The 21525-nt window shown below is 47.2% G+C and carries 15 protein-coding genes (1 of these 15 only partly in view); 7 read left to right on the top strand and 8 right to left on the bottom strand.

The genetic code is table 11. From position 1 onward, the window contains the following. Window positions 1–84: 84 nt before the first annotated feature. A complete protein-coding gene (locus EK374_RS11715) occupies window positions 85–1308 on the bottom strand; it encodes an amino acid deaminase (protein WP_127023619.1) in 1224 nt (407 codons plus the stop codon). A 182-nt stretch (window positions 1309–1490) separates the two neighbouring features. On the opposite strand from EK374_RS11715, the gene EK374_RS11710 reads away from it, so the two are divergent. Genes EK374_RS11710 through EK374_RS11695 form a run of 4 tightly spaced genes read left to right on the top strand, consistent with a single transcriptional unit; the run spans window position 1491 to window position 5771 of the window. Then, entirely contained in the window at window positions 1491–2354 is an 864-nt protein-coding gene (locus tag EK374_RS11710; protein WP_127023616.1) for a MurR/RpiR family transcriptional regulator, read from the top strand. A 26-nt stretch (window positions 2355–2380) separates the two neighbouring features. Then, window positions 2381–2773 (top strand): RidA family protein, encoded by a 393-nt coding sequence (locus EK374_RS11705; protein WP_127023613.1) that lies wholly within the window; start codon window positions 2381–2383, stop codon window positions 2771–2773. A 1-nt stretch (window position 2774) separates the two neighbouring features. After that, window positions 2775–4295, top strand: a complete 1521-nt coding sequence (locus EK374_RS11700; RefSeq protein ID WP_127023608.1) for a sodium:solute symporter family protein — start codon at window positions 2775–2777, stop codon at window positions 4293–4295. Window positions 4296–4316: 21 nt separating this feature from the next. Further along, on the top strand, window positions 4317–5771 hold the full coding sequence (locus EK374_RS11695; RefSeq protein ID WP_127023605.1) for a M81 family metallopeptidase: 1455 nt from the start codon (window positions 4317–4319) through the stop codon (window positions 5769–5771). Here EK374_RS11695 and EK374_RS11690 read toward each other — a convergent pair. The 5 genes from EK374_RS11690 to EK374_RS11670 form a co-directional block, all read right to left on the bottom strand. Further along, window positions 5768–8155 carry a beta-N-acetylhexosaminidase gene (locus tag EK374_RS11690; protein WP_127023602.1) on the bottom strand — a complete coding sequence of 796 codons (2388 nt, stop codon included), beginning with the start codon at window positions 8153–8155 and terminating at the stop codon, window positions 5768–5770. The two genes, EK374_RS11695 and EK374_RS11690, sit on opposite strands and share 4 nt — an antisense overlap. A gap of 255 nt (window positions 8156–8410) precedes the next feature. Further along, the gene (locus tag EK374_RS11685; RefSeq protein ID WP_127023599.1) at window positions 8411–9070 is read right to left on the bottom strand and encodes a 3'-5' exonuclease; all 660 of its coding nucleotides are present in this window, start codon (window positions 9068–9070) and stop codon (window positions 8411–8413) included. Beyond that, window positions 9071–10891 carry a putative nucleotidyltransferase substrate binding domain-containing protein gene (locus EK374_RS11680; protein WP_127023596.1) on the bottom strand — a complete coding sequence of 607 codons (1821 nt, stop codon included), beginning with the start codon at window positions 10889–10891 and terminating at the stop codon, window positions 9071–9073. It lies immediately after the preceding gene. A 66-nt stretch (window positions 10892–10957) separates the two neighbouring features. Beyond that, the gene (locus tag EK374_RS11675; RefSeq protein ID WP_127023593.1) at window positions 10958–12673 is read right to left on the bottom strand and encodes a sodium:solute symporter family protein; all 1716 of its coding nucleotides are present in this window, start codon (window positions 12671–12673) and stop codon (window positions 10958–10960) included. Window positions 12674–12683: 10 nt separating this feature from the next. Then, a complete protein-coding gene (locus EK374_RS11670) occupies window positions 12684–12950 on the bottom strand; it encodes a DUF4212 domain-containing protein (protein WP_127023590.1) in 267 nt (88 codons plus the stop codon). 141 nt (window positions 12951–13091) lie between these two features. On the opposite strand from EK374_RS11670, the gene EK374_RS11665 reads away from it, so the two are divergent. Then, window positions 13092–16667, top strand: a complete 3576-nt coding sequence (locus EK374_RS11665; protein ID WP_233280238.1) for a hybrid sensor histidine kinase/response regulator — start codon at window positions 13092–13094, stop codon at window positions 16665–16667. 75 nt (window positions 16668–16742) lie between these two features. Further along, window positions 16743–17807, top strand: coding sequence for an AI-2E family transporter (locus tag EK374_RS11660; protein ID WP_127023587.1), 1065 nt, complete (start codon window positions 16743–16745; stop codon window positions 17805–17807). A gap of 18 nt (window positions 17808–17825) precedes the next feature. Here EK374_RS11660 and EK374_RS11655 read toward each other — a convergent pair whose 3' ends face one another. Together EK374_RS11655 and acs are read right to left on the bottom strand one after the other, a co-directional pair. After that, a complete protein-coding gene (locus EK374_RS11655; RefSeq protein ID WP_127023584.1) occupies window positions 17826–18497 on the bottom strand; it encodes a response regulator transcription factor in 672 nt (223 codons plus the stop codon). Window positions 18498–18594: 97 nt separating this feature from the next. Then, window positions 18595–20544 (bottom strand): acetate--CoA ligase, encoded by a 1950-nt coding sequence (gene acs, locus EK374_RS11650; RefSeq protein WP_127023581.1) that lies wholly within the window; start codon window positions 20542–20544, stop codon window positions 18595–18597. Window positions 20545–20806: 262 nt separating this feature from the next. On the opposite strand from acs, the gene EK374_RS11645 reads away from it, so the two are divergent. Next, a protein-coding gene (locus EK374_RS11645) for a DcaP family trimeric outer membrane transporter (RefSeq protein WP_127023577.1) crosses the window boundary here: on the top strand, window positions 20807–21525 show its 5' portion. Its footprint extends 439 nt past the window's final position; only the first 719 of its 1158 coding nucleotides appear in the window; the start codon lies at window positions 20807–20809; the stop codon falls past the right edge of the window.

Raw genomic sequence — 21525 nt, 5'->3', positions numbered from 1 at the left:
GAGCTCAATGAAATGAGCTGCTATTGAGCATAGAGACCAACATAAAGAAGCCAGTCCAGTGACTGGCTTCTTCTATTCAGCGAATTAAAAAAACGTATCCACTTCCTGCAACAGGTTATAACGCTCATCCACCACCCATAAGGTGCGCCACTTATCAAAAGTTAAGCAGGGGTGCGAGGTGCCCAGCAGCACAATATCGCCAATCTGGGGTTGGATAGATGGGCCAAAACGCCAAAAGGCATGTTGATCCATCACTTTGATGGTTTCGCAGTCCGCTAAATCCTCTGTGACTAAGTTGCCATGCCGATAAATGGCCATAGCTTGAGGTAAACCGGCATCAAAGGCGGCATCTCTTTTACCAAAACCCAAAACGGCTAGGCCAGGCTCAGGCAAAGACTGTACATAAACGGCCAGCTCCAGAGCGTTTTGTAAATCCCCGCCAAGCGAGCACGCCAGAGGGCTGCGGGCCAGTACCTGAAGCTGAGCCTGCTGATAAATACCCTGATCGTGGCTGATATAACAACCTGGTCTGAGTACCAGTTTTATCTGCTCTGGTAGCACGGCTTTGGTGAGTTCTTCAGCCACTACGTCATACCAAACTGAACCAGCGCCACTGATCAGTGCAGTCGGATACTGTAGCAGTTGCTGTTGTTGTAACGTGGCCATCAGCCTGGCGGCTTGACGCACCAACTGCCGCACCCCCTGTTCAGGCTCTGCTCCTTTGACCACTCCTTCATAAAACTCAATACCAGCCAACTGCACTGCAGGTAGACTCTGTATTTGCTTGGCAAGTTGCATCAGGTCGGTTTCAGTACGACAGCCACAGCGCCCGCCATCCACGCCAAGTTCAATCAAGAGTGGAATAGTCAGTTGCAATGACTGAAAGAAATCTGACAGTGCCAGCACCTGAGCCGGGTGATCCACACAAACAAACACTTCGGTTCCGTCCTGCACTAGCCCGGCGACCAAAGCCATATTGGCTTTGCCTACCAACTGATTAGCCAGAATAATGTGACGGGCTCCCGCTTCGGCTGCAATTTGCGCCTGATAGGCTGTGGCTACTGTCAATCCCCAGGCCCCTGCTGCCAGTTGCTGTTGAAATAACCAGGGCGTCATACTGGTTTTACCGTGAGGAGCCAGTAACACCTTGCTGTGGTTAGCAAAACTTTGCATCCAGTTCAGGTTATGCCTGATGGCCTGTTGTTTCAGCACTGCAGCGGGCAGACAAATGTCCTGCATCAGCAAATTCAAGCCATTCGGGTAGGGGAGCGAAGTCGCTGATTTATGCCGGAGACGTTGGTACTTCATAACATTCACCTATAAGCTATATTGTATTTTAACTATATCACTACATGTAAATTACTGTAAAAGCGCCATATTAATATTTACTTTCGATTTAGTTTGGTACAAAGTAACTTTAATTAATCATTTGGTGTTACTTTTTTGCTTGTTACATAGTAACCAATGTTGAAGAAGAGTCAGGAAAAACCATGAGTTACGAAATAGATGTGTTGTCGCGGATTTCAGAACGTTTTGTCGAGATGAGTGAATCAGAGCAGCGGGTAGCCCAGCTGATCCTCGACAATGTAAAAGCCGCAACAGAAATGAGTATTGCAAAGTTATCAGAACAAGCTGGCGTGAGCCAGGCCACCGTCACTCGTTTTGCCCGTACTGTGGATTGTAAGGATGTGCGCCAGCTGAAAGTGAAATTGGCGCAGTCACTGGCGGTAGGGCAACGTTTTGTTGAAGAGACGCCGGACCTGGATGGCATTCAGGGCGTGTATGAGGCCATTAAAAATACGCTGGATTTAAGTCGCAAATTGCTGGTGGAAGCCGACATTAAACTGGCGGTCAGTTATTTACAAAACGCCCGGATGATTTTTTGTATTGGTATGGGCGGCGGCTCCTCTATTGGCTCACAAGAGCTGCAATACCGTCTATTCCGCTTCGGTATGCCAGTTTGCAGTTATCAGGATGGCTTATTAACCAGGATGGTCGCAGCTGCTGTGGAGCCAACAGATGTAATGGTGGCTATTTCGTTAACTGGCAACACAGGCGAAATTATTGATTCAGCAGCTATTGCCCGTCAGTACGGTGCCAAAGTGATCGCCATTACCAAACCAGGCTCTGCCTTAGCCAAAAACGCCGACATTGTGCTTGGGCTGCAGGCACCTGAAACAGATTTTATCTATAAACCATCGGCGTCACGCTACGCCATGCTGGCCATTATTGATGTGCTGGCAACGGAAGTGGCCAAGCTGAACAAACGTAAATCACGGGATAAATTACGCCGGGTGAAATTGTCACTCGACAGCAGCCGTGGCGGCGATGAACGTCAGCCTCTGGGTGATTAACACTGTGATGAATAGCAGGACAAAAGATGAGTATTAAGCGATACGGTATTGACGAAAGCACTGGCACAGGAGGTCAACGTTTGCCTTTTGCTAAAGCAGTAGAAGCGGGCGGTTGGCTTTATGTTTCAGGCCAGACGCCGATGCGTGATGGCGAAGTGGTGGAAGGCGGCATAGTAGAGCAGTCGAAGCTTGCTATCCAAAACTGTATCGACATTATGCACAGTGCCGGCTACGAGCTATCTGATGTAGTGCATGTAAAGGTATATCTGACTGACGCGCGTTATTTCAGTAGTTTTAATAAAGTGTTCCGCGAGGTATTTGCTGATGCACCGCCAGCCCGCGTTTGTGCTGTGACTGATCTGGTGGTCGATTGCAAAGTGGAAGTGGACTTAACCTGCTATCGCAAAGACAGGAGCTAAGATGGACAGCAGATATTTTTTAGCGGGATTTGCTTTATATCTGCTGATCATGATTGGTATCAGTTATCTGGTATCGCGTCGCCAGAGTAGCAGCGAAGATTTTTTACTGGCTGGGCGTAAAGTATCAGGTGGCCTGACCTTTGGAACTACAGTAGCTACTATGATAGGCACAGGCACCAGTATGGGTGCTGTGGGCTTTGCTTATACCCATGGCTGGAGTGGCATGCTGTATGGCATAGGTGGTGCCATTGGTATTTTATTAACAGCCTGGTGGTTTGCACCACTGCGCCAGATGCGTTTTATGACCATGAGCGAAGAGCTGAGTTATTACGTGGGGGCCAACCTTTGGGTGAAAAATGGCAGCGCTGTGCTGATTTTTCTGGCGTCTTTAGGTTGGTTAGGTGCTCATATTATTGGTGGTGCCTTGTATTTGTCCTGGGCCACTGGCATAGAAATGTTGCACGCCAAACTATTGATAGCATTAGCTTTTACTTTCTACGTCATGATAGGTGGCTACAAAGCTGTGATCTGGACCGACAGCCTGATGGCGATAGTGCTGTTTAGTGGCTTTTTGCTGATGAGCTACTCTGCGGTTGAGGCTGTTGGTGGTTTAAAACTGGTGTGGCAAAGTGTGGCTGATGCGCAACATACTGGCCGGATGCAGCAAATGGAGCTGTTACCTGCTATTTCCTTGTCTGCTGTGGTGGCTGTTGGTGTGTTGGCAACCCCCTCATTTCGTCAGCGTATTTATTCAGGGCGCAGTGTGCGAAGTGTGCGGCGCTCTTTTGTCTTTGCCGGGCTTTTATACCTGATTTTTGCTGCTTTGCCTGCCTTGATTGGTATTTCAGCCCGGCTGCTCGCTCCGGATTTAACTAACCATCAATTTGCCTTTACTACATTAGCCGTCATGACATTGCCAGTTGTCTTTGCCATGTTGGTGTTGTTGGCAGGCTTATCTGCCACTTTATCTTCTGCCTCCTCGGATTCTATAGCCGCTGTATCTGTGCTGATCCGCGACTTATATCAAAGTGTGACGGGCAGCATGCCTGAAGCGAAGTCAGCTATTTTTTTCTCGCGAATTGCAGTGATGCTGGTGTCGGTATTGGCATTACTGCTGGCGTTGATGTCGAACGATTTAATCCGTTATATCACGGGCATGATTGCTACTTTAATGTCCGGAATGTTTGTGATTGCGCTGTTAGGGCGCTTCTGGCCGCGGCTGACCTGGCAAGGGGCTTTAGCTGCGTTGATGGGCGCTTTACTGACGTCTGCCGTTATTTTAAATCATCCTTCCTGGCTGATGTTTTGGGGCAATCCTTGCTTACCAGCTTTGGCTGTGTCTTTAAGTCTGGCTTGCATAGTCAGCTTATTGAGCAAACCCTCCGATATCAGCAGGGAACAAGCCTTACAGATCATTACCATGCAGCGAGAGGGAACTGCTGATGCCGTTCAGGCGAAGGTTTCCGAATCAAATAGTCCAGCGCAATTTCCCAGGCACTATTTAAGCAATCTATTTAAGTAATAAATAAGCAACAGAGGCAATATGCGTATTTTTACCGCGTCGCTGGCGACAGAAACAAATACCTTCTCTCCTATGTACACTGATTTAGTAAGTTTCTATCAAAGCTTTTACGCACCGCCTGGCCAGCATCCTGCCACACCTACCTTGTGTAGTGCGCCTTTGGTGGCTTGTCGCGAATATGCTGAATTAAATAAAACTGTCGAAGTAATAGAAGGCAGTTGCGCCTGGGCAGAACCTGGTGGTTTGTTAAATCGTTTGTCTTATGAGCATTTGCGGGATGAAATTTTACAGCAACTCTCGGCTGCTATGCCGGTGCAGGTGGTGTTAATAGGTTTGCATGGTGCTATGGTGGCGCAGGGTTATGATGACTGTGAAGGTGATTTATTAAGCAGAATAAGAGCTATAGTGGGACCCACAGCCATTGTTGGTGCAACCCTGGATCCGCATAGTCATTTAACTGATTTACGCTTAGCTTCCGCAAATTTGTTGATCGCTTTTAAAGAGTTTCCGCATCTGGATTTTATGGCCAGATCGCGGGAGCTGGTGCAGTTGGCTGTCGCAGCTGCGCGGGGCGATATCCGGCCTGTGATGAGTTGTTTTGACTGCCGTATGATTGATGTTTTACCTACCAGCCATGAACCGATGAAATCCTTTATCGAAAAAATTTGTCTGCTGGAGCAACAGCAGCGGGCTTTATCTATTTCGGTGATCCATGGGTTTATGGCAGGTGATGTGCCAGATATGGGCTCTAAGTTATTGGTGATCACCAATAATGATGCTGAAAAAGGAGCCGCTTTGGCACAGCAGTTAGGATTGGAGCTGTTTTCTTACCGTGGCCAGACCTTACCGCAGTTTTATGACATCAGCGCAGCGTTAGATCAGGCGCAGTCGTTATCTGGCACTGTGGTACTGGCGGATGTCTGGGATAATCCAGGTGGTGGTGTAGCTGGGGATGGTACCTTAGTTTTGCACCAGGTGATCAAACGTCAGTTACAGCAGGTTGCTGTAGGAACAATTTGGGATCCTATGGCGGTCAAACTCTGTTTTGCTGCCGGCGAGGGGGCTGAAATAGAATTGAGGTTTGGTGGTAAAAGCTGTGCTACTGCAGGCGAGCCGATAGATAAATTAGTGACAGTAGTGCGCCTGCAGGCAGAAGCACAGCAGCAGTTTGCCGACAGTCTGGTGCCTATGGGCGATTGCGCACTGATCCGTTTTAATGGCATTGAAGTGATCCTGAACAGCAACAGATGCCAGTCTTTTGACCCTAGTTTATTCAGAGCTTTAGGTATGGAGCCCAAAGAGTACAAACTGTTGCTGATCAAATCCACCAATCACTTTTATCAGGGCTTTGCGCCTCTGGCTTCGCATATTATTTATGTTGATGCTGGTGCACCTTACCCAAGCGACCCTAAACGTAACGGCTATAAAAAATTGAGCCGTCCTATCTGGCCTATTGTGGCAGAGCCTTTTGCCTAATGCAGCCTGTGAGGAGACGCCTGAAGCAGAGCTGCAATGGATCTGTGCAAAGCGATAATCAATTCCTGCTGAATAGCCTTCGCCTTATCTAGTTGCAGCTCTATCTTTTGGCGCTCTGCTAACGAGAGTTTCTGCGAAGCTGCAATGCTGGCTGATACAGCTAAGCCCGCCTGACACAGCTGTGCGGTTTGTATAAAAAGTGGGGTGAGTGCTGTGTCAGGTGCTGCAGATAACGCCTGTGCGGCTTTTTGCCAACGCTGTAATTTTTGCTGCAGACGCTTTAATTGTTCTGGCTTTTTTTGCTCCAGCCACAAAGCGACATCTTGTTCAAAGCGCCGCATCGCTTGATGCTCTGCCGGCAAAAAGTCGACCAGTTGATTTAACGGTGCCTGTTGATGATAAAGTCCTGCCTCTGATTTTTCATGCAATCGATGATAATAATGCGCCGGCTCCAGGGTTTCGGCCACGATAAGAAAGTCCGCCAGATAAGTTGCAGGCAATAGCTGCTTCAAGCCCTGAATTTGTTGCTGCTGGTTTTTTAACCCGATAAATTGCTGTGCCCACAGCTGCACGTAATCCAGTCGTTGATAGAAGTCTTGTTCATCCTTTTGGCTTTGTGCTGACCAGAGTCGTTCAGCGACTGCAAATCCGTTTGGCCATAAACGAAGATCTATTATATCCGGCGTAATAAGCTCACCCCATAAGGCGATTTCACCGCCTAAAACCTGCTGCTTTGCTTTGTCGCTCAGGTTTTTTGCAAACTGAATGGGTAAGACTGCCTGTGACGCTAAAGCCTGGCCTGTGATCTGATAAGGAGCATTCCCTACCACGAATTCGCCCTGAACAGCGTCTGACAACTGTAACCTGGCCAATACAGGCCCCATCCAGCTATCAAACTGAAAATAGATATGTTTGCCTTGCTGGTGCAGGGCTTTGGCTTCAATCAGCATTTTTCCGGGAAACTGGATAAAACCGCGAACTGTGCCGGCTTTTAACTGCACCAGATACACTGTACCTGTCACAGCAGCACCTCGTTTACGCTCGAATTGAAAACTCCAGCCAGACCAGCTTTTAATCTCCTTCGCTTGTGGTGCCATCACCACATCAGGTAAAGGCTCGTTGCGATAATGGTACGCTGCAGTTTGAGGCTGATCCAAATAAAAACCGGTGGATAAAATAGCGGGGTGACCCGCCTCTGCGGCCTGAAATAAAGATTCAGTGCCACGCCAGGACTGCACCACCACTGAGTTTGGTAACTGATCATCCAGTACTTCATCCCAGCCAATCATGGTTTTACCCAAAGGTTGCAGAAGTTGTTCGACACGGCGATTAAAATAAGCCTGCAAAGCGCCGGCATCCGCTAACTGTTGCTGTCGCATAAAAGCCTGTACACCCGGATTTTCAAGCCAGCGGTCGGGGAGTACCTCATCGCCACCTATATGAAGATAAGGATCAGGAAATATCTGGGCTACCTCAGCAAGTAATTGTTGTAAAAAGGAATACACCTGCTCGTTGGATGGGTCTAACACCGCAGCATGTACACCCCAATGAATTTCTGCGGCAGTGGGGGCTGGAGCTGTCATCAACTGCGGATACGCCAGACCTAAAGCCGTGGTATGGCCTGGCATATCAATTTCAGGTACCACACGAATGCCACGTTCTTTGGCATACAACACCAGTTCCCGTAATTCATTCTGAGTGTAATAGCCGTCTTTGCCGCCCGTTTGATGCAGCTTAGGGAAAATTTTCGATTCAAAGCGCCAACCCTGATCATCGGTTAAATGCAGATGCAGTACATTAAGTTTGACTGCTGCCATCAGATCCAACTGACGTTTGATATCAGCTAAAGGCAAAAAACGTCTTGCCGGGTCGAGTAATAACCCCCGCCAGCTAAAACGCGGCTCATCTTCAATACTTAGGTTGGGTATAACAGTCTGTACTGACTGGCGCTGAACTAGTTGCTGCAGAGTTTGCAAGCCGCGCAATACTCCAGTGGCATGCTTGGCGCTTAGCAGAATGTGATTACTGTTGACTTCAAGTTGGTATGCTTCCTGTTGCTGCGCTGTTGTTGTGTATTCAGCATTGAGCTGTATAACTAAATGCGCTCTGTTATCTGCTTCGAACTTTAACGCTGTATTGATAGTGCTCTGCTGAATAAATCGTTCAACCAGGATTTTGAATTCAGGATGTCCGGCAGGGAGTTGCACGTTAAACTGCTTATCAAACACAAAATGACCCTGTCTGAGTTCCAGCTGTTTTGGATAAGGCAATACAGGAAGTTGCGCCCAGGCTGAACTCAACAACAGGCTTTGCAGTAAAAGCGACAGGAGCAGGCAATACAAACTATGCATAAATAAAGGCACTTCGTTGTTACTTGGTAACATATTAATAAGCAATAATGATGCGATTGTCTAGATTTAGATGCTATATGAAGCTGTTTTTTCATCAAATAATGTTTACTTTTAATTGGTTTTGGTACAAAGTAACATTCTGCGCCCGCTATTGTGACAATGGAATGTACATGGCTCTGCGCAATAAGTAAAACCGGGTGATTAGTTTTTTGTTCCCCTAAAGCGGCGTGCAACCTGCTTTGGTTCCTGAATCTCTAGTCACCCGTCCTTACATAGTTCATCTAGCTTTTAGCGGCTTTGTTGAAAAAGCTCAGCCAAAGTACAGGACGTTCCTCTGGTTTTTAACTGTGCCAGTAGTAACTGAGCGCAGCCAAAGGCATCAGATAAGGCATGATGCTCTGTCACTTCAGGCAATTGATAGCGGGCCAGACAAGCGGGCAAACTCAACGAATTTTGTGCCACAGGCCCGCCTTTGAGCTGCATTTTGTAAAGCTCAAGTTTTAAGGTGTCGACAGCTTTAAAGGCAGGAGAGCGACCAAAGCAGTTTTGGCAGCTTTGTTTTAAGAAGTTCAGTTCCAAAGCGCTGTGATGAGATACCAGCACTGCACCTTTTAGTTCCTGCAACAATAGGCTTAATAGCTCCTCCAACTCTATACCTTGTTGCACTTCGTTATTATGCAGACCATGGATCACGGCACTTTGGCCAACTGAGGCCGGGCTTTTCACCAGTCGGTACTGAGCTGAGTTTAAATGAATTCTGCCAGCGGAAATTTTGACCCAGCCCGCACTGACGATATGGTGTTTTTTTGCATCCAGCCCAGTGGTTTCAAAATCAAGTACCACATAATGGGCTGTACTGGCCAGGCTTTGTTTGTCCAGGCTGTGCTCGTTCTCGAAGTCCAGTACCCGTTGATGCACTGCCACTGGTTTTCTCAGCCAGTTCCACATTTAGAGTTCCCGGCAAAAACGTTGTCTGAGCACTTGCTGCTCGTCGCTGATCACAGCAAAAGCGTCTTTTAACTGATGGCGCTGTAATAAGCTCAGTTGGGACGGATCCAGTAAATTGGATAAATGCCGACCACGTTTCAGATCCTGTGACTGTAATTGCCAGCGTAAATTGGCCAACACATCAAACGCACCCTGTAAGTTTTGCTGCTGGCGCTGTGTAAGCACTGCGTGTTGCAATAACAGCTTCAGACGTTCTCTGGTGTTCACAGCCTGGATACCAGCGGACAAAGCGTAAACCCGCACTAAATCTGTAATAAGGCTAATACCGCGTTTTTTCAGATCCAGTCCTTTACGCTGACGACCATCCTGTTCCAATAAAAAGTGTTTAAAAAAACCGAGGGGCGGTTGGCGTTCAGTGGCATTTTTAGCCAGATGATACAAAAACAATTCGTTATTTTTACAGCGTGCCAGCACATCTTCATGCAGCACATTAAATAAACCTTTACTGCCATGAACAAGGCGCATATCAAAAAAGATACTGCTACTTAATAGGGCTTTTGGGTCTGGCGTATTCAGCCATTTGGCAAAACGACCCGACCAGCCTTTGAGACTTAATCGTAACTCTGGGTTGGAGGCCATGATATGGCCGTCACAGAGCGCCTGACCGGAGGAGGCTAAACCGTTGCAAACAATATCTGAAAGCGCGGAAAAATAATCGGCGACTGCTCCAACAGGCTCTTTTTCCAGCAACAGAGCATTGTCCTGATCGGCACTGGGTAACATATCTCGTCTGGCTTGAGAGCCAAACACCAACCAACTGTAGACACAAGGGGCAGGGCCCAATTGTTGTTCTGCTATGTGTAACCAGCTCTGTGCTAAAGCGTCCATAATGCTGGTAAGCACGCTACTGACTTCATAAGAAGGAATGTGTTGCTCAGCCAGTTGTATAGCAAGTTGCTGTACTTGTGGAGTAATGGCATTGAGGCCTTCGGCTTTATGCTGACGGTGAATGTGACTGATCAGAAAAACCGGATGTTCCTGTTGGCTGCGGATTAAGTCTGTGGTGGTTAATACACCTATGGCTTTACCATCCTGCTCAACGGGTAAGTGGTGAATATTGTATTGACTCATCTGCTGTATGGCTTCAAAAGCAAAGTGGTCTGCTTCGATGCTTTGTGGTGTTTTTGTCATCACTTCTTTGACTGTGGTGGTGGCAGATAAATTTTTCGCCAATACACGGCTGCGTAAGTCCCGGTCAGTCAGTATGCCCACCAGTTTGTCATCTTGCTCAATTAATAGACAGGAAACCCGTTGCTCTGTCATCAACAAAGCGGCTTGCTGCACTGTGTTTGAGCATTCAATCGATACTTTTCGTCTGGTGACTAAATCAGAAACTTTTAAGGTGGAAGTGCTTTGCTGCTGACTGCTTTGATACAGATGCAAGCGGCGACTAAATAAGCGTTGGAAAAATAAATCAAAATTCTTGTACTGGTGACGTAATTTATCAAAGCTGTTTTGGGGTAAAAAATACACCAGCCCATCTTCTTCACAGCGAATGGTATCTGGGTCAGCCAGGCCTGTCAGCAATAACTGATAGCCATAAAAGTCGCCACTTTGTAAATGAGTCAGACGTTGTTGTTCGGTATGCAGCGCAAACAAGCCCGAACGCACTAGCATTAATTGGGGTTCTGGTTGTAGTGCTTCGCCAGTGGCAAGATACAACACAGATAATTCTCTGCTCAGGGTTTCAAGGACGTGCGGTGCCAGATCATCAAAGGGTGGCGTTTGCTGCAAAAAAGTAACAACTTCCTGAACTTGCATACAACCTTCCTGACTAGAAAATAGTAAGGCGTGTCACCACGCCTTACTCATTACAACTAAGTGGCGTTAGTGAACCTGAGCTTCACCTGCACCTTTTGGATAGCGGATTTGTTCTACGATGTCCTGGACATCTTGTGGTACTTCTTTGGTAAATTTGCTTACCGCATAGGCAACTACAAAGTTTACGACCATACCTACGGTACCTATACCCTCAGGGGAGATACCAAACAACCAGTTTTGAGGTTTGTTTTCAGCAAAGGGGGTGATAAAAATACCTTTGAAGTACAGGATATAACCCACAGTGAATATCACACCTGCCAGCATACCGGCGATAGCACCTTCCTTGTTCATTTTCTTGTAGAAAATACCAAGAATAATGGCCGGGAAGAAACTCGCCGCGGCTAAGCCGAAGGCAAATGCCACCACCTCCGCCACAAAGCCTGGTGGGTTAATGCCTAAGTAACCAGCTACAATGATGGCTACAGCTGCGGCTAATCGGGCAGCCAGTAATTCCTGTTTATCGGTAATTCTGGGCATCAGATTTCGTTTGAGTAAATCGTGCGAAATAGATGTTGAGATCACCAGTAACAAGCCGGCTGCTGTGGACAACGCTGCGGCAATACCACCAGCGGCTACCAATGCAATAACCCAATCCGGTAACTGAGCTATTTCCGGGTTTGCCAACACCATGATGTCACGGTCAATCGTCATTTCGTTGCGCTCATCACCTGAGTAGAACATACGACCATCGCCATTCTTATCTTCGTGTTTAATCAGACCCGTTTTTTCCCAGTTTTTGATCCAGGTTGGAGCTTCAGTTACTAATGTTCCCTGAGCGTCAGGACCGTTGATGGTATCAATCATGTTGTAACGGGCAAAAGCACCGATAGCAGGAGCTGTTGTGTACAGAATCATGATAAATACTAAGGCCCATCCTGCAGAGATTCGAGCATCTTTTACCCGTGGTACTGTGAAGAAACGTACAATAACGTGAGGTAAACCTGCAGTACCTACCATTAAGGCTGCAGTAATAGCAAAGATGTCAGCTGTGGATTTAGTTCCTTCGGTATAAGCGGCAAAACCTAACTCAGCTGACAGTCCGTCCAAGCGCTCCAGCAGGTGCAGTCCTGAACCATCCAGTAAGGTGGCACCGAGGCCAGTCTGTGGTAACACGTGGCCTGTGATCATGATAGAGATGAAGATTGCTGGCACCATGTAGGCGAAAATCAGCACACAATACTGAGCAACTTGGGTGTAGGTAATACCTTTCATACCGCCTAGTACTGCATAGAAAAATACCACAGCCATACCAATGATTACACCTGTGGTGATATCTACTTCAAGGAAACGGGAGAACACCACACCTACACCACGCATCTGACCTGCCACATAAGTGAAGGAAATCAAAATGGCGCAAACAACGGCCACTGTGCGTGCTGTTTGAGAGTAATAACGGTCACCGATAAAGTCAGGCACAGTAAATTTACCAAACTTACGCAGGTAGGGAGCCAAACATAAGGCCAGCAGCACATAACCACCAGTCCAACCCATCAGGTAGACAGAACCGTCATACCCCATAAAAGAAATTAAGCCGGCCATTGAGATAAATGACGCGGCTGACATCCAGTCAGCGGCAGTTGCCATACCATTGGCTAAAGGCGATACACCGCCACCTGCCACATAGAACTCTTGCGTTGAACCCGCCCGGGCCCAAATAGCAATGCCGATATACAACGCAAAGGTTGCACCGACTACGATATAAGTTAACGTCTGTAAGTCCATTATCTACCCCTTAATCTTCGTGGACGTCGTATTTACGATCAAGTGCATTCATCTTGATGACGTAAACAAAGATCAGCAGAACGAAGGTGTAGATAGAGCCTTGTTGCGCGAACCAGAATCCGAGCTTAAAGCCAAAAAACTGCACCATATTCAGTTGGTCTACAAATAAAATTCCGGCTGCGAAAGATACTGCAAACCAGACCGCCAGCAGTTTGAGCATCAGCGAGATGTTCTCCCGCCAATACGCTTTGGCTAATTCATTGCTTTGAAATGCCATCGTTGTCTTCCTCTTGTTGTTTTTTGTGGTTGTTATAGAAATTCTGTTGACTTGCATGCTTAATCTAGCAGCAGGAGTGGGAAGCGATAGCCCGACTTTAGTCGAACCCCAAAAGCCAGATCATTGACTTTCTGCAGCTTTATGCCAAAAGTAACGTCAGAAATCAGAGGGGAGCATGCTTTGTCAGCCTGGATAGTCGCCTTATTGGCCTTGTTGTATGTAGGTTTACTGTTTTTTATTGCCAACTGGGGTGAACGCCATGCCGGTGATCAACTACTACGAAAGTATGGTGGCTTGTTATATAGCCTGGCTTTGGCTGTGTATTGTACATCCTGGACTTATTATGGTGCGGTAGGAACTGCGGTTACACAAGGCTGGGATTATATACCGATTTACCTTGGGCCAATTTTAGTCTTTCTGTTTGCTCAGCCCTTTTTGTTTAAGTTGTTGTATGTGGCAAAAAAACAAAACGTGGCCTCTATTACTGACTTTATCAGTGCTCGTTATGGCAAACGTAAGAATATTGCCTTAGTCACGGCGTTATTGTGCCTGGTGGTGGTGATCCCATACATAGCGTTGCAATTAAAAGCTGTTGCCAGTTCCTATCAGGTATTGCTTGGCCATGATTTATCTGATCACTCATTACCCTGGTGGCAGGACACGGCCTGGTTCAGCGCTATGGCGATGACCGTGTTCGCTATTTTGTTTGGAACCCGTAAAGTACAGCTGACTGAGCAAAACCGCGGTGTAATGGTGGCTATTGCCTTTGAATCTGTAGTGAAGTTATTTGCTTTGCTGTGTCTGGCTTTTATGACTTACTGGCTGTTGTTGCCTGACACTATCGGCGTCATACAGTTTGCGGAACATGCCAGTCACCTGCAATACAGTACAGATCACAACAGCTGGTTTTCTTTTACCATCAAAACGGTACTGGCGATGACAGCTATTTTTTTGCTTCCCCGCCAGTTTCATGTCGCTTTTGTAGAGAACGTCGATCACCGACATTTACGCCATGCTAAACGCTGGTACAGCAGTTATTTGTTGTTAGTGACGCTGGTCGTGATCCCTATAGCTTTGGCTGGCATGCACTTATTTCCGGGGCAGGAGCATCTGGCGGATAGTTTTGTATTGTTAATTCCGGAAAAGTCCGGTTGGCATACCTTAAGTGTGCTGGTGTTTATTGGCGGATTTTCTGCTGCGACTTCTATGATTATTATTTCTACACTGGCGCTAAGTACCATGATCAGTAATGACGTGGTGATGCCGGCCATTTTGCGCCGCCCAGGCCATGGTCAGCGCATTAAAGACTATAGTGGTCTGATTTTATTAGTGCGCCGCACCATGATTATAGCCGTGATGCTGCTCTCTTATGGTTATTACGCATTGTTCGCGCGCAATTATGAACTGGCTGAAACAGGTTTATTAGCTTTTGCTTTGGCTATTCAGCTGGCGCCTGCGGTAGTGGGGGGCTTGTATTGGCGTCATGGCAATGCTTTTGGTGTTTATGCTGGTGTGGCTGTTGGTTTTATGTTGTGGTTTTTTTGCCTGATGGTGCCACAGCTGGCTGCTGTAGGCGTGCTGGATCAAACCCTATTGCAGCAGGGGTTGTTTGGCATTGAAGCCTTAAAACCAACATCTCTGTTTGGTCTGCAGCTGGATACCTTAAGTCATGGTGTGATCTGGTCTTTAGGATTAAATCTGAGCTGTTATTTGCTGTTCTCCTTGTTGGTCAAGGTAAATTTAAAAGATCGTTTGCAGGCCGCAGCCTTTGTAAAACCCACTTTGCCACTTGAACCCAAAGAGGCGCCAGTGCGCCGTGTCAGAGTTCGGCGAACAGACATTACTATGCTGTTGGAACGTTTTATTGGTGCGCAGCGCTGTAATGAAGCCATGGCTGAGTTTCAACGTCGTTTCCCTGATTTGGACTCACAGGACAGTATTGCAGGACCAGAGCTTATTGCTTTTGTTGAACGAGAGCTCGCCGGTGTAATAGGTGCAGCCTCTGCTTTGGCTGTGGTCAGTGCAGCAACTGAAGGCCGGCAGTTGGAGCTTGAGGATGTCGTCACCTTGTTTGACGATACCACTCAGGCCATTCAATTTTCCCGTAAAATTTTGTTTTCAACCCTTGAGCATTTAAGTCAGGGCGTCAGTGTTGTAGACCGTGATTTAAAACTGGTGGCCTGGAATAAAGCCTATCTGCAAATGTTTGATTACCCTGATGGTATGATCCGTATTGGTCGTCCTGTTGCTGATATTGTGCGCTTTAATGCGGAACGTGGTCTTTTTGGCGAAGGGGCGCCTGAAGAGCATGTCGCGAAACGTATTACCCATATGCAAAATGGCACCTCTCATGTTTTTCAGCGGGTCAGGCCGGATGGCACAGTGATAGAAATGCGCGGTAATCCAATTCCGGGTGGAGGTTTTGTTACCAGTTTTACCGATATTACTGAACATGTGCGCGCAGTGCAGCAACTGGCGGAAGCCAAACAACATCTGGAACAGCGGGTGCAGGAGCGCACTCACAGAATAAGTGAAATGAATCAGGAGTTGGTGGAGGAGGTTGAACGACGCAGTACAACTGAATTGCAACTACTGCAAGCAAAAGCAGAAGCAGAGGCCGCCAACGCGTCCAAGACACGCTTTTTGGCACTTGCCAGTCACGATATTTTGCAACCACTTAATGCAGCCCGGCTTTTCACTGCCGCTTTACAGGGAGCGGATGCAGGGACGGATCAGCAAAGGATTATTCATCAGTTAGATAATTCCCTCAAAGCCACTGAAGAGCTGATTGCTACTTTGTTGGATATTGCCCGTCTGGATGACGGCCGGTTGCAGCCGAAAACTCAGGCACTATCGGTCACTGCTATTTTACAGCCGTTAACTGATGAGTTCAGATTGTTGGCAGAGCAAAAACAGCTCAGACTTCGCACTCACTTCGGCGACTGGCAAGTGCAAACGGACGGCACTTATCTGCGGCGTATTCTGCAGAATATTTTAAGTAATGCGATTAAATACACGCCTGCCGGTCAGGTGCTTGTGTCCTGTCGTAAGAGAAGCGATCGGTTGTTGATGCAGGTTTGGGATACCGGACCCGGCGTGGCAGAGCATGAGCTTAAACGTATTTTTGACGATTTTTATCGGGTTGACAGCACAGCCCGCGGTCAGCAAGGGGTTGGTCTAGGTTTGGCCGTCGTGCAGCGTATGGCTCGTTTGCTGGGACATCAGCTTGAGGTCCGTTCTGTGGTTGGCAAAGGCACTGTGTTTAGTTTGTATTTGCCTCTTGCAGCTGAGCGATCTGTGGATGAGCAAAAAGCGATGCTGGAGAATCAGAGTACTGCGTTGCCGCAATGGCAGGTGCTTTGTGTGGATGATGACAGCTCCAATCTTGCTGCGCTTCGGGTGTTATTGCAGCAGTGGCAACTAGGGGAGGTGAACAGTTATGTGTACGCTGAACAGTTGCTGCAGCATGCTGAGACTATGAGCAAGCCTGATTTACTCATTCTGGATTATCAGTTGGGGCAAGGGCTCAATGGTTTAGAGCTGTATCAGCAATTGCAACAGTATTGGGGCAATGTGCCAGGTATTTTAGTGTCGGCAGCTCCAGAACCTGATTTAGCCCAGAGAGCTAAAGCGGCTGGTTTACTGTTTTTAGCTAAGCCAATTAAACCTGCGGCACTTCGGGCAGGTATTAACCATTTAAAAAATCAGCGTTCGTAACGCATATTCTAGGCGCTTCGCCTTCGCTGTGGTTAAATGCCTCAACGATTAAAATTCTGAGCAAAGGAGAGCTGAATGCTGGCCAAGTTGGAAGAGCGTGTTTTTTTAGCCATGTTGATTATTGTCACCCTGGCTTTTGGTTTTGTACTGGAACCTTTTTGGGGCTGTATTTTCTGGGCTTGTGCCATCACCGTCATTTTTTATCCGGTTCATACCACAATTAAGCGCCGTATTGGCAATAAACCCAACAGAGCTGCTTTGTTAACTTTATTGCTCTGTGTGCTGATAGTGATATTACCCGTGTTGGCCATTGGCGCGGCTTTTATTCAGGAAGGTATAGCTTTTTACGACAAAATAGAAAAAGGTGAAATTAATCCGGATGGTTTCATCGAAGCCATACGACAAGCCTTTCCTGTGGTGACTGAGTTTTTAAGTCGCTTCGGTATTCAAACGGATGGATTACGTGAAAAATTGTCGTCTGGTGCTGTTGAGGCCAGTCGTTTATTGGCCAAAGAAGCGTTGTCGATTGGACAAAATACCTTTGGCTTTATTCTCAGCTTATGTCTGATGCTCTACCTAACCTTTTTCTTATTACGTGAAGGCCCTCGTTTAGTCGAGTTAATGATCAAGGCTTTGCCTCTGGGCGATCAGCGTGAACGGATACTTTTTGCCAAATTTGCTGAAGTTACCCGGGCGACCATTAAAGGTAATTTGGTAGTTGCGGTAGTACAAGGGGCTTTGGGCGGCTTTATTTTCTGGTTACTGGGTTTACCTGCGCCTATTTTATGGGGCGTGGTGATGGCATTTTTGTCCTTATTACCTGCTGTAGGCGCTGCATTGGTTTGGCTACCTGTGTCCTTGTATTGGTATGCGACAGGCGATTGGGTGATTGCGACTATTCTTGTGGCTTATGGTGCTCTGGTGATTGGTTTAGCAGACAATATATTGCGGCCGTTATTGGTGGGCCGTGATACCAAGTTACCGGATTATCTGGTGCTGTTTTCTACTTTAGGTGGCATTACCTTGATGGGCATTAATGGTTTTGTATTAGGGCCTATGGTTGCCGCGCTATTTTTAGTGTTCTGGCAAATCTTTATCGATGAGTTTCAACAGCCCCAAAAATCTGACAAGCCTGAGTAATCAGGCCTGTTGTTCTGATTAGTTGGCGACCAGCGTTTTGTCTGCCGGAGCTTCCAGCTGCAAGCGCTGGGCTTGAATCACAACCTGTGTCCTATTGGTGACTCCCAATTTGCGGAAAATAGCAGTGATATGAGCCTTTACCGTTGCTTCGGAAATATGTAAGTCATAAGCAATTTGTTTGTTTAACCAACCCTCAGTCAAATAAAACAAGACTTTGTATTGCTGCGGTGTCAGTTCAGCGACTTTACTGGCGAGATCTAAATCGGGTTGGTGCTGCTGTTGATTTATCACCTGGCTGCGGATCGCAGGCGGCACCCAAAGCTCACCATCTATCACTGCACTTAAGGCTTTACCAATTTCTGCCGGATGCGACGATTTTGGAATAAAGGCTGAAGCGCCAAACGCCATGACGCGTTTAATCACGTCGACGTCGTCACTGGCTGATATCACCACTATAGGCAGGGTCGGGTACTGCTTGCGCAGTTGAATCAGCCCCAAAAAACCGCAGTTGCCGGGCATATGCAAATCCAGCAGCAACAAGTCTGCATCAGGATGTTCCAGCAAAGCTTCACAGGTTGCCTCAAAGCTGTCGGTTTCTATAGTGGCTTTGGTGACAAAGGTATTACTGATCGCATGGATCAGCGCGTTTCGAAATAATGGGTGGTCATCTGCGACAATTAACTTTGCCATATAAACTCCTAACCCGGCCTCTGCTATAAAGCGGAGGCCGGGTTCAGCTAAAGTGTTGTTGCTATTAATTAAACATTAGCAACTTATTGTCAACAGATTAGCGGTTTAATCTGTTTTGGATCAAGTTCTCTACAACGGAAGGATCCGCCAAAGTAGAAATATCGCCTAACTGATCGTATTCATTGGCCGCAATTTTTCGCAGAATCCGGCGCATAATTTTGCCTGAACGGGTTTTTGGTAAGCTGGGTGTCCACTGGATAATATCCGGTGCAGCAATAGGGGAGATCTCACGACGTACCCAATCACGCACTGCTTTTGTCAGCTCATCACTTGGTTCTACACCCACACGAGGAGCAATAAAGACATAAATGCCCTGACCTTTAATGTCGTGTGGATAACCTACCACTGCGGCTTCGGCAATCGCATCATGTGCCACCAGACAGCTTTCAATTTCGGCAGTGCCTAAACGGTGGCCAGAAATATTCAGCACGTCATCGACACGGCCTGTTAGCCAATAGTAACCGTCTTCATCGCGTTTTGCGCCGTCACCGGTAAAGTACATGCCTTTGTAGGTGCTGAAATAGGTTTGTTCAAACCGTTCATGATCACCAAACACAGAACGCATTTGCCCAGGCCAGCTATCGAGGATCACTAAGTTACCTTCAGCTACGCCATCGATCAGCTCACCTTCGTTCGTAACAATAGCGGGTTTTACGCCAAAAAATGGTCGTGTGGCAGAACCTGGTTTTAAGGCTGTTGCACCTGGCAATGGCGTAATTAAAATACCGCCTGTTTCTGTTTGCCACCAGGTATCGACAATAGGGCAGTTACTTTTGCCATAACTCTGGTGATACCAGTTCCAGGCTTCAGGGTTAATAGGTTCGCCTACACTGCCCAAAATAGTCAGCGAGGATAAATCGGCTCCATCGACAGCCACAGTGCCATGTGCCATTAAAGCGCGGATAGCGGTTGGCGCTGTATACAAAATGTTCACTTTGTACTTGTCGACCACCTGAGCAATACGCTTAACGCTCGGATAAGTAGGGACACCTTCAAATAAAATGCTGGTCGCGCCGTTCGCTAACGGACCATATACTATATAGGTATGGCCTGTGACCCAGCCGATGTCCGCGGCACACCAGTATATGTCTCCGTCTTTGTAGTCAAATACATATTGATGAGTCATGGACGCCCACACCATGTAGCCGCCTGTGGTATGTAACACACCTTTAGGTTTGCCAGTGGAGCCTGAGGTATAAAGGATAAACAATGGATCCTCAGCATTCATCACTTCAGGCTCACAATGTTTTGGCTCTTTCGCCAGAACTTCGTGATACCACAGATCGCGGCCCTGATGGAAATCGATGTTTTCCCCCACATGTTTAACCACAATGACATGCTTGGCCGGATTCGCATCACCTAAGTGTGCTAAGGCTTGATCGGTATTGTCTTTTAAATAAGTGAGGCGACTACCACGTGCAGCTTGGTCGGAGGTGATCACCAGTTTTGAATCGCAATCCTGAATACGGCTACCTAAAGCGTCTGGTGAAAAGCCAGCAAAGACGACTGAATGAATAGCGCCTATACGAGCGCACGCTAACAGCGATACCACAGCTGCTGGGATCATAGGTAAGTAGATAGTCACACGATCGCCTTTGCTTACACCTAAAGTGCGCATGGCATTGGCCAGTTGGCAAACTTCGTCGTAGAGCTCCTGGTACGTGACCGCCTTTTGTACGCCAGGCTCATCACCCTCCCAATAATAAGCTACATGGTTGGCTTTGGCTGGTAAGTGGCGATCCAGGCAGTTATAGCTGGCATTTAAACTGCCATCACTAAACCAATTCACATGCACATTACCCAAATCGAAACTGGTGTCCTTCACTTTTGTAAAAGGTGTAAACCAGCTAATGCGCTTGCCATGCGTTGCCCAAAATTGTTCAGGTTGTTTCACTGACTCTTCATACATCGCCAGATACTGCTCGTTGGTCACCAAAGTGTTGGCTTTGGTGTGCTCTGGTACCGGATAAAGCTGGGCATGACTCATGTTTAATATTCCCCTGTCTTGTAGGCTCGATGGCTTAGTCCAATAGCGACCACCACCTGTTATGGCTATGTTCGTTCTACCTTTTTTAAGGTGTCAGCAACATTAGACCTTAGTCTAGCCAATTCAGATGCTGTCGTCTTTGGTGTGGCTGAATAAAAAACAATCTGCGACTAAAGGCTAATTGTCGCTTTGCCAAAAGCAAACCAAAGTTGAGTTGTGGTACAGACAATAACAACATTTTGACTTGGACCAGGAGAAAACAATGCTGACGAAAAAACCTCTTGCCAGCTTAGTGGCTTTAACCTTTGCCGGGATCTGCACCCAGGCGCAGGCTGCAGTCACCTTTGGTGATACTGAATTGACCTACGGCGGTTATATTAAATTAGATACGATGTGGACTGATACCTCAGATGGTCAGATCCCTACAGGTATCGGTCGTGATTTTTATGTACCCAGCCTTACCCCTGTTGGTGGTGAAGGTGAGTCTGCGACTTTTGACGCTCATGCCAGACAATCCCGCTTTTTCTTTAAAACAGCGACTACGCTTGATAATGGAAAGAAAATAAACGGCACAATTGAATTTGACATGATGGCGACACCTAATGGTGATGAACGTATCACCAATGGTTATAGCCCAGAAATTCGCCATGCGTTTTTAACCTATGACAATTGGCTGATGGGGCAAACCTGGTCCACCTTTATGGATGTAGCCTCTTTACCTGATAGTCTTGATTTTGTGGGCAGTACGGATGGTGCCATATTTAATCGCCAGGCTCAGATCCGTTATACCTATGGTGGTTGGCAAGTCGCACTGGAAAACCCAGAAACTACAGTCACTCCTAATGGTGGTGGCGCCCGTATAGTAACGGATGACAACACTGTTCCCGATGTGGTTGTAAAATACCATCATGCTGATAGCTGGGGATCCGTGGCATTGGCTGTGATGGCACGCCAGCTTTCGATTGAGTCAGGTGGCATAGA

The sequence above is a fragment of the Rheinheimera mangrovi genome (assembly GCF_003990335.1).
Lineage (GTDB): Bacteria > Pseudomonadota > Gammaproteobacteria > Enterobacterales > Alteromonadaceae > Pararheinheimera > Pararheinheimera mangrovi.
This window is presented reverse-complemented; position numbering and strand designations above follow the sequence as displayed.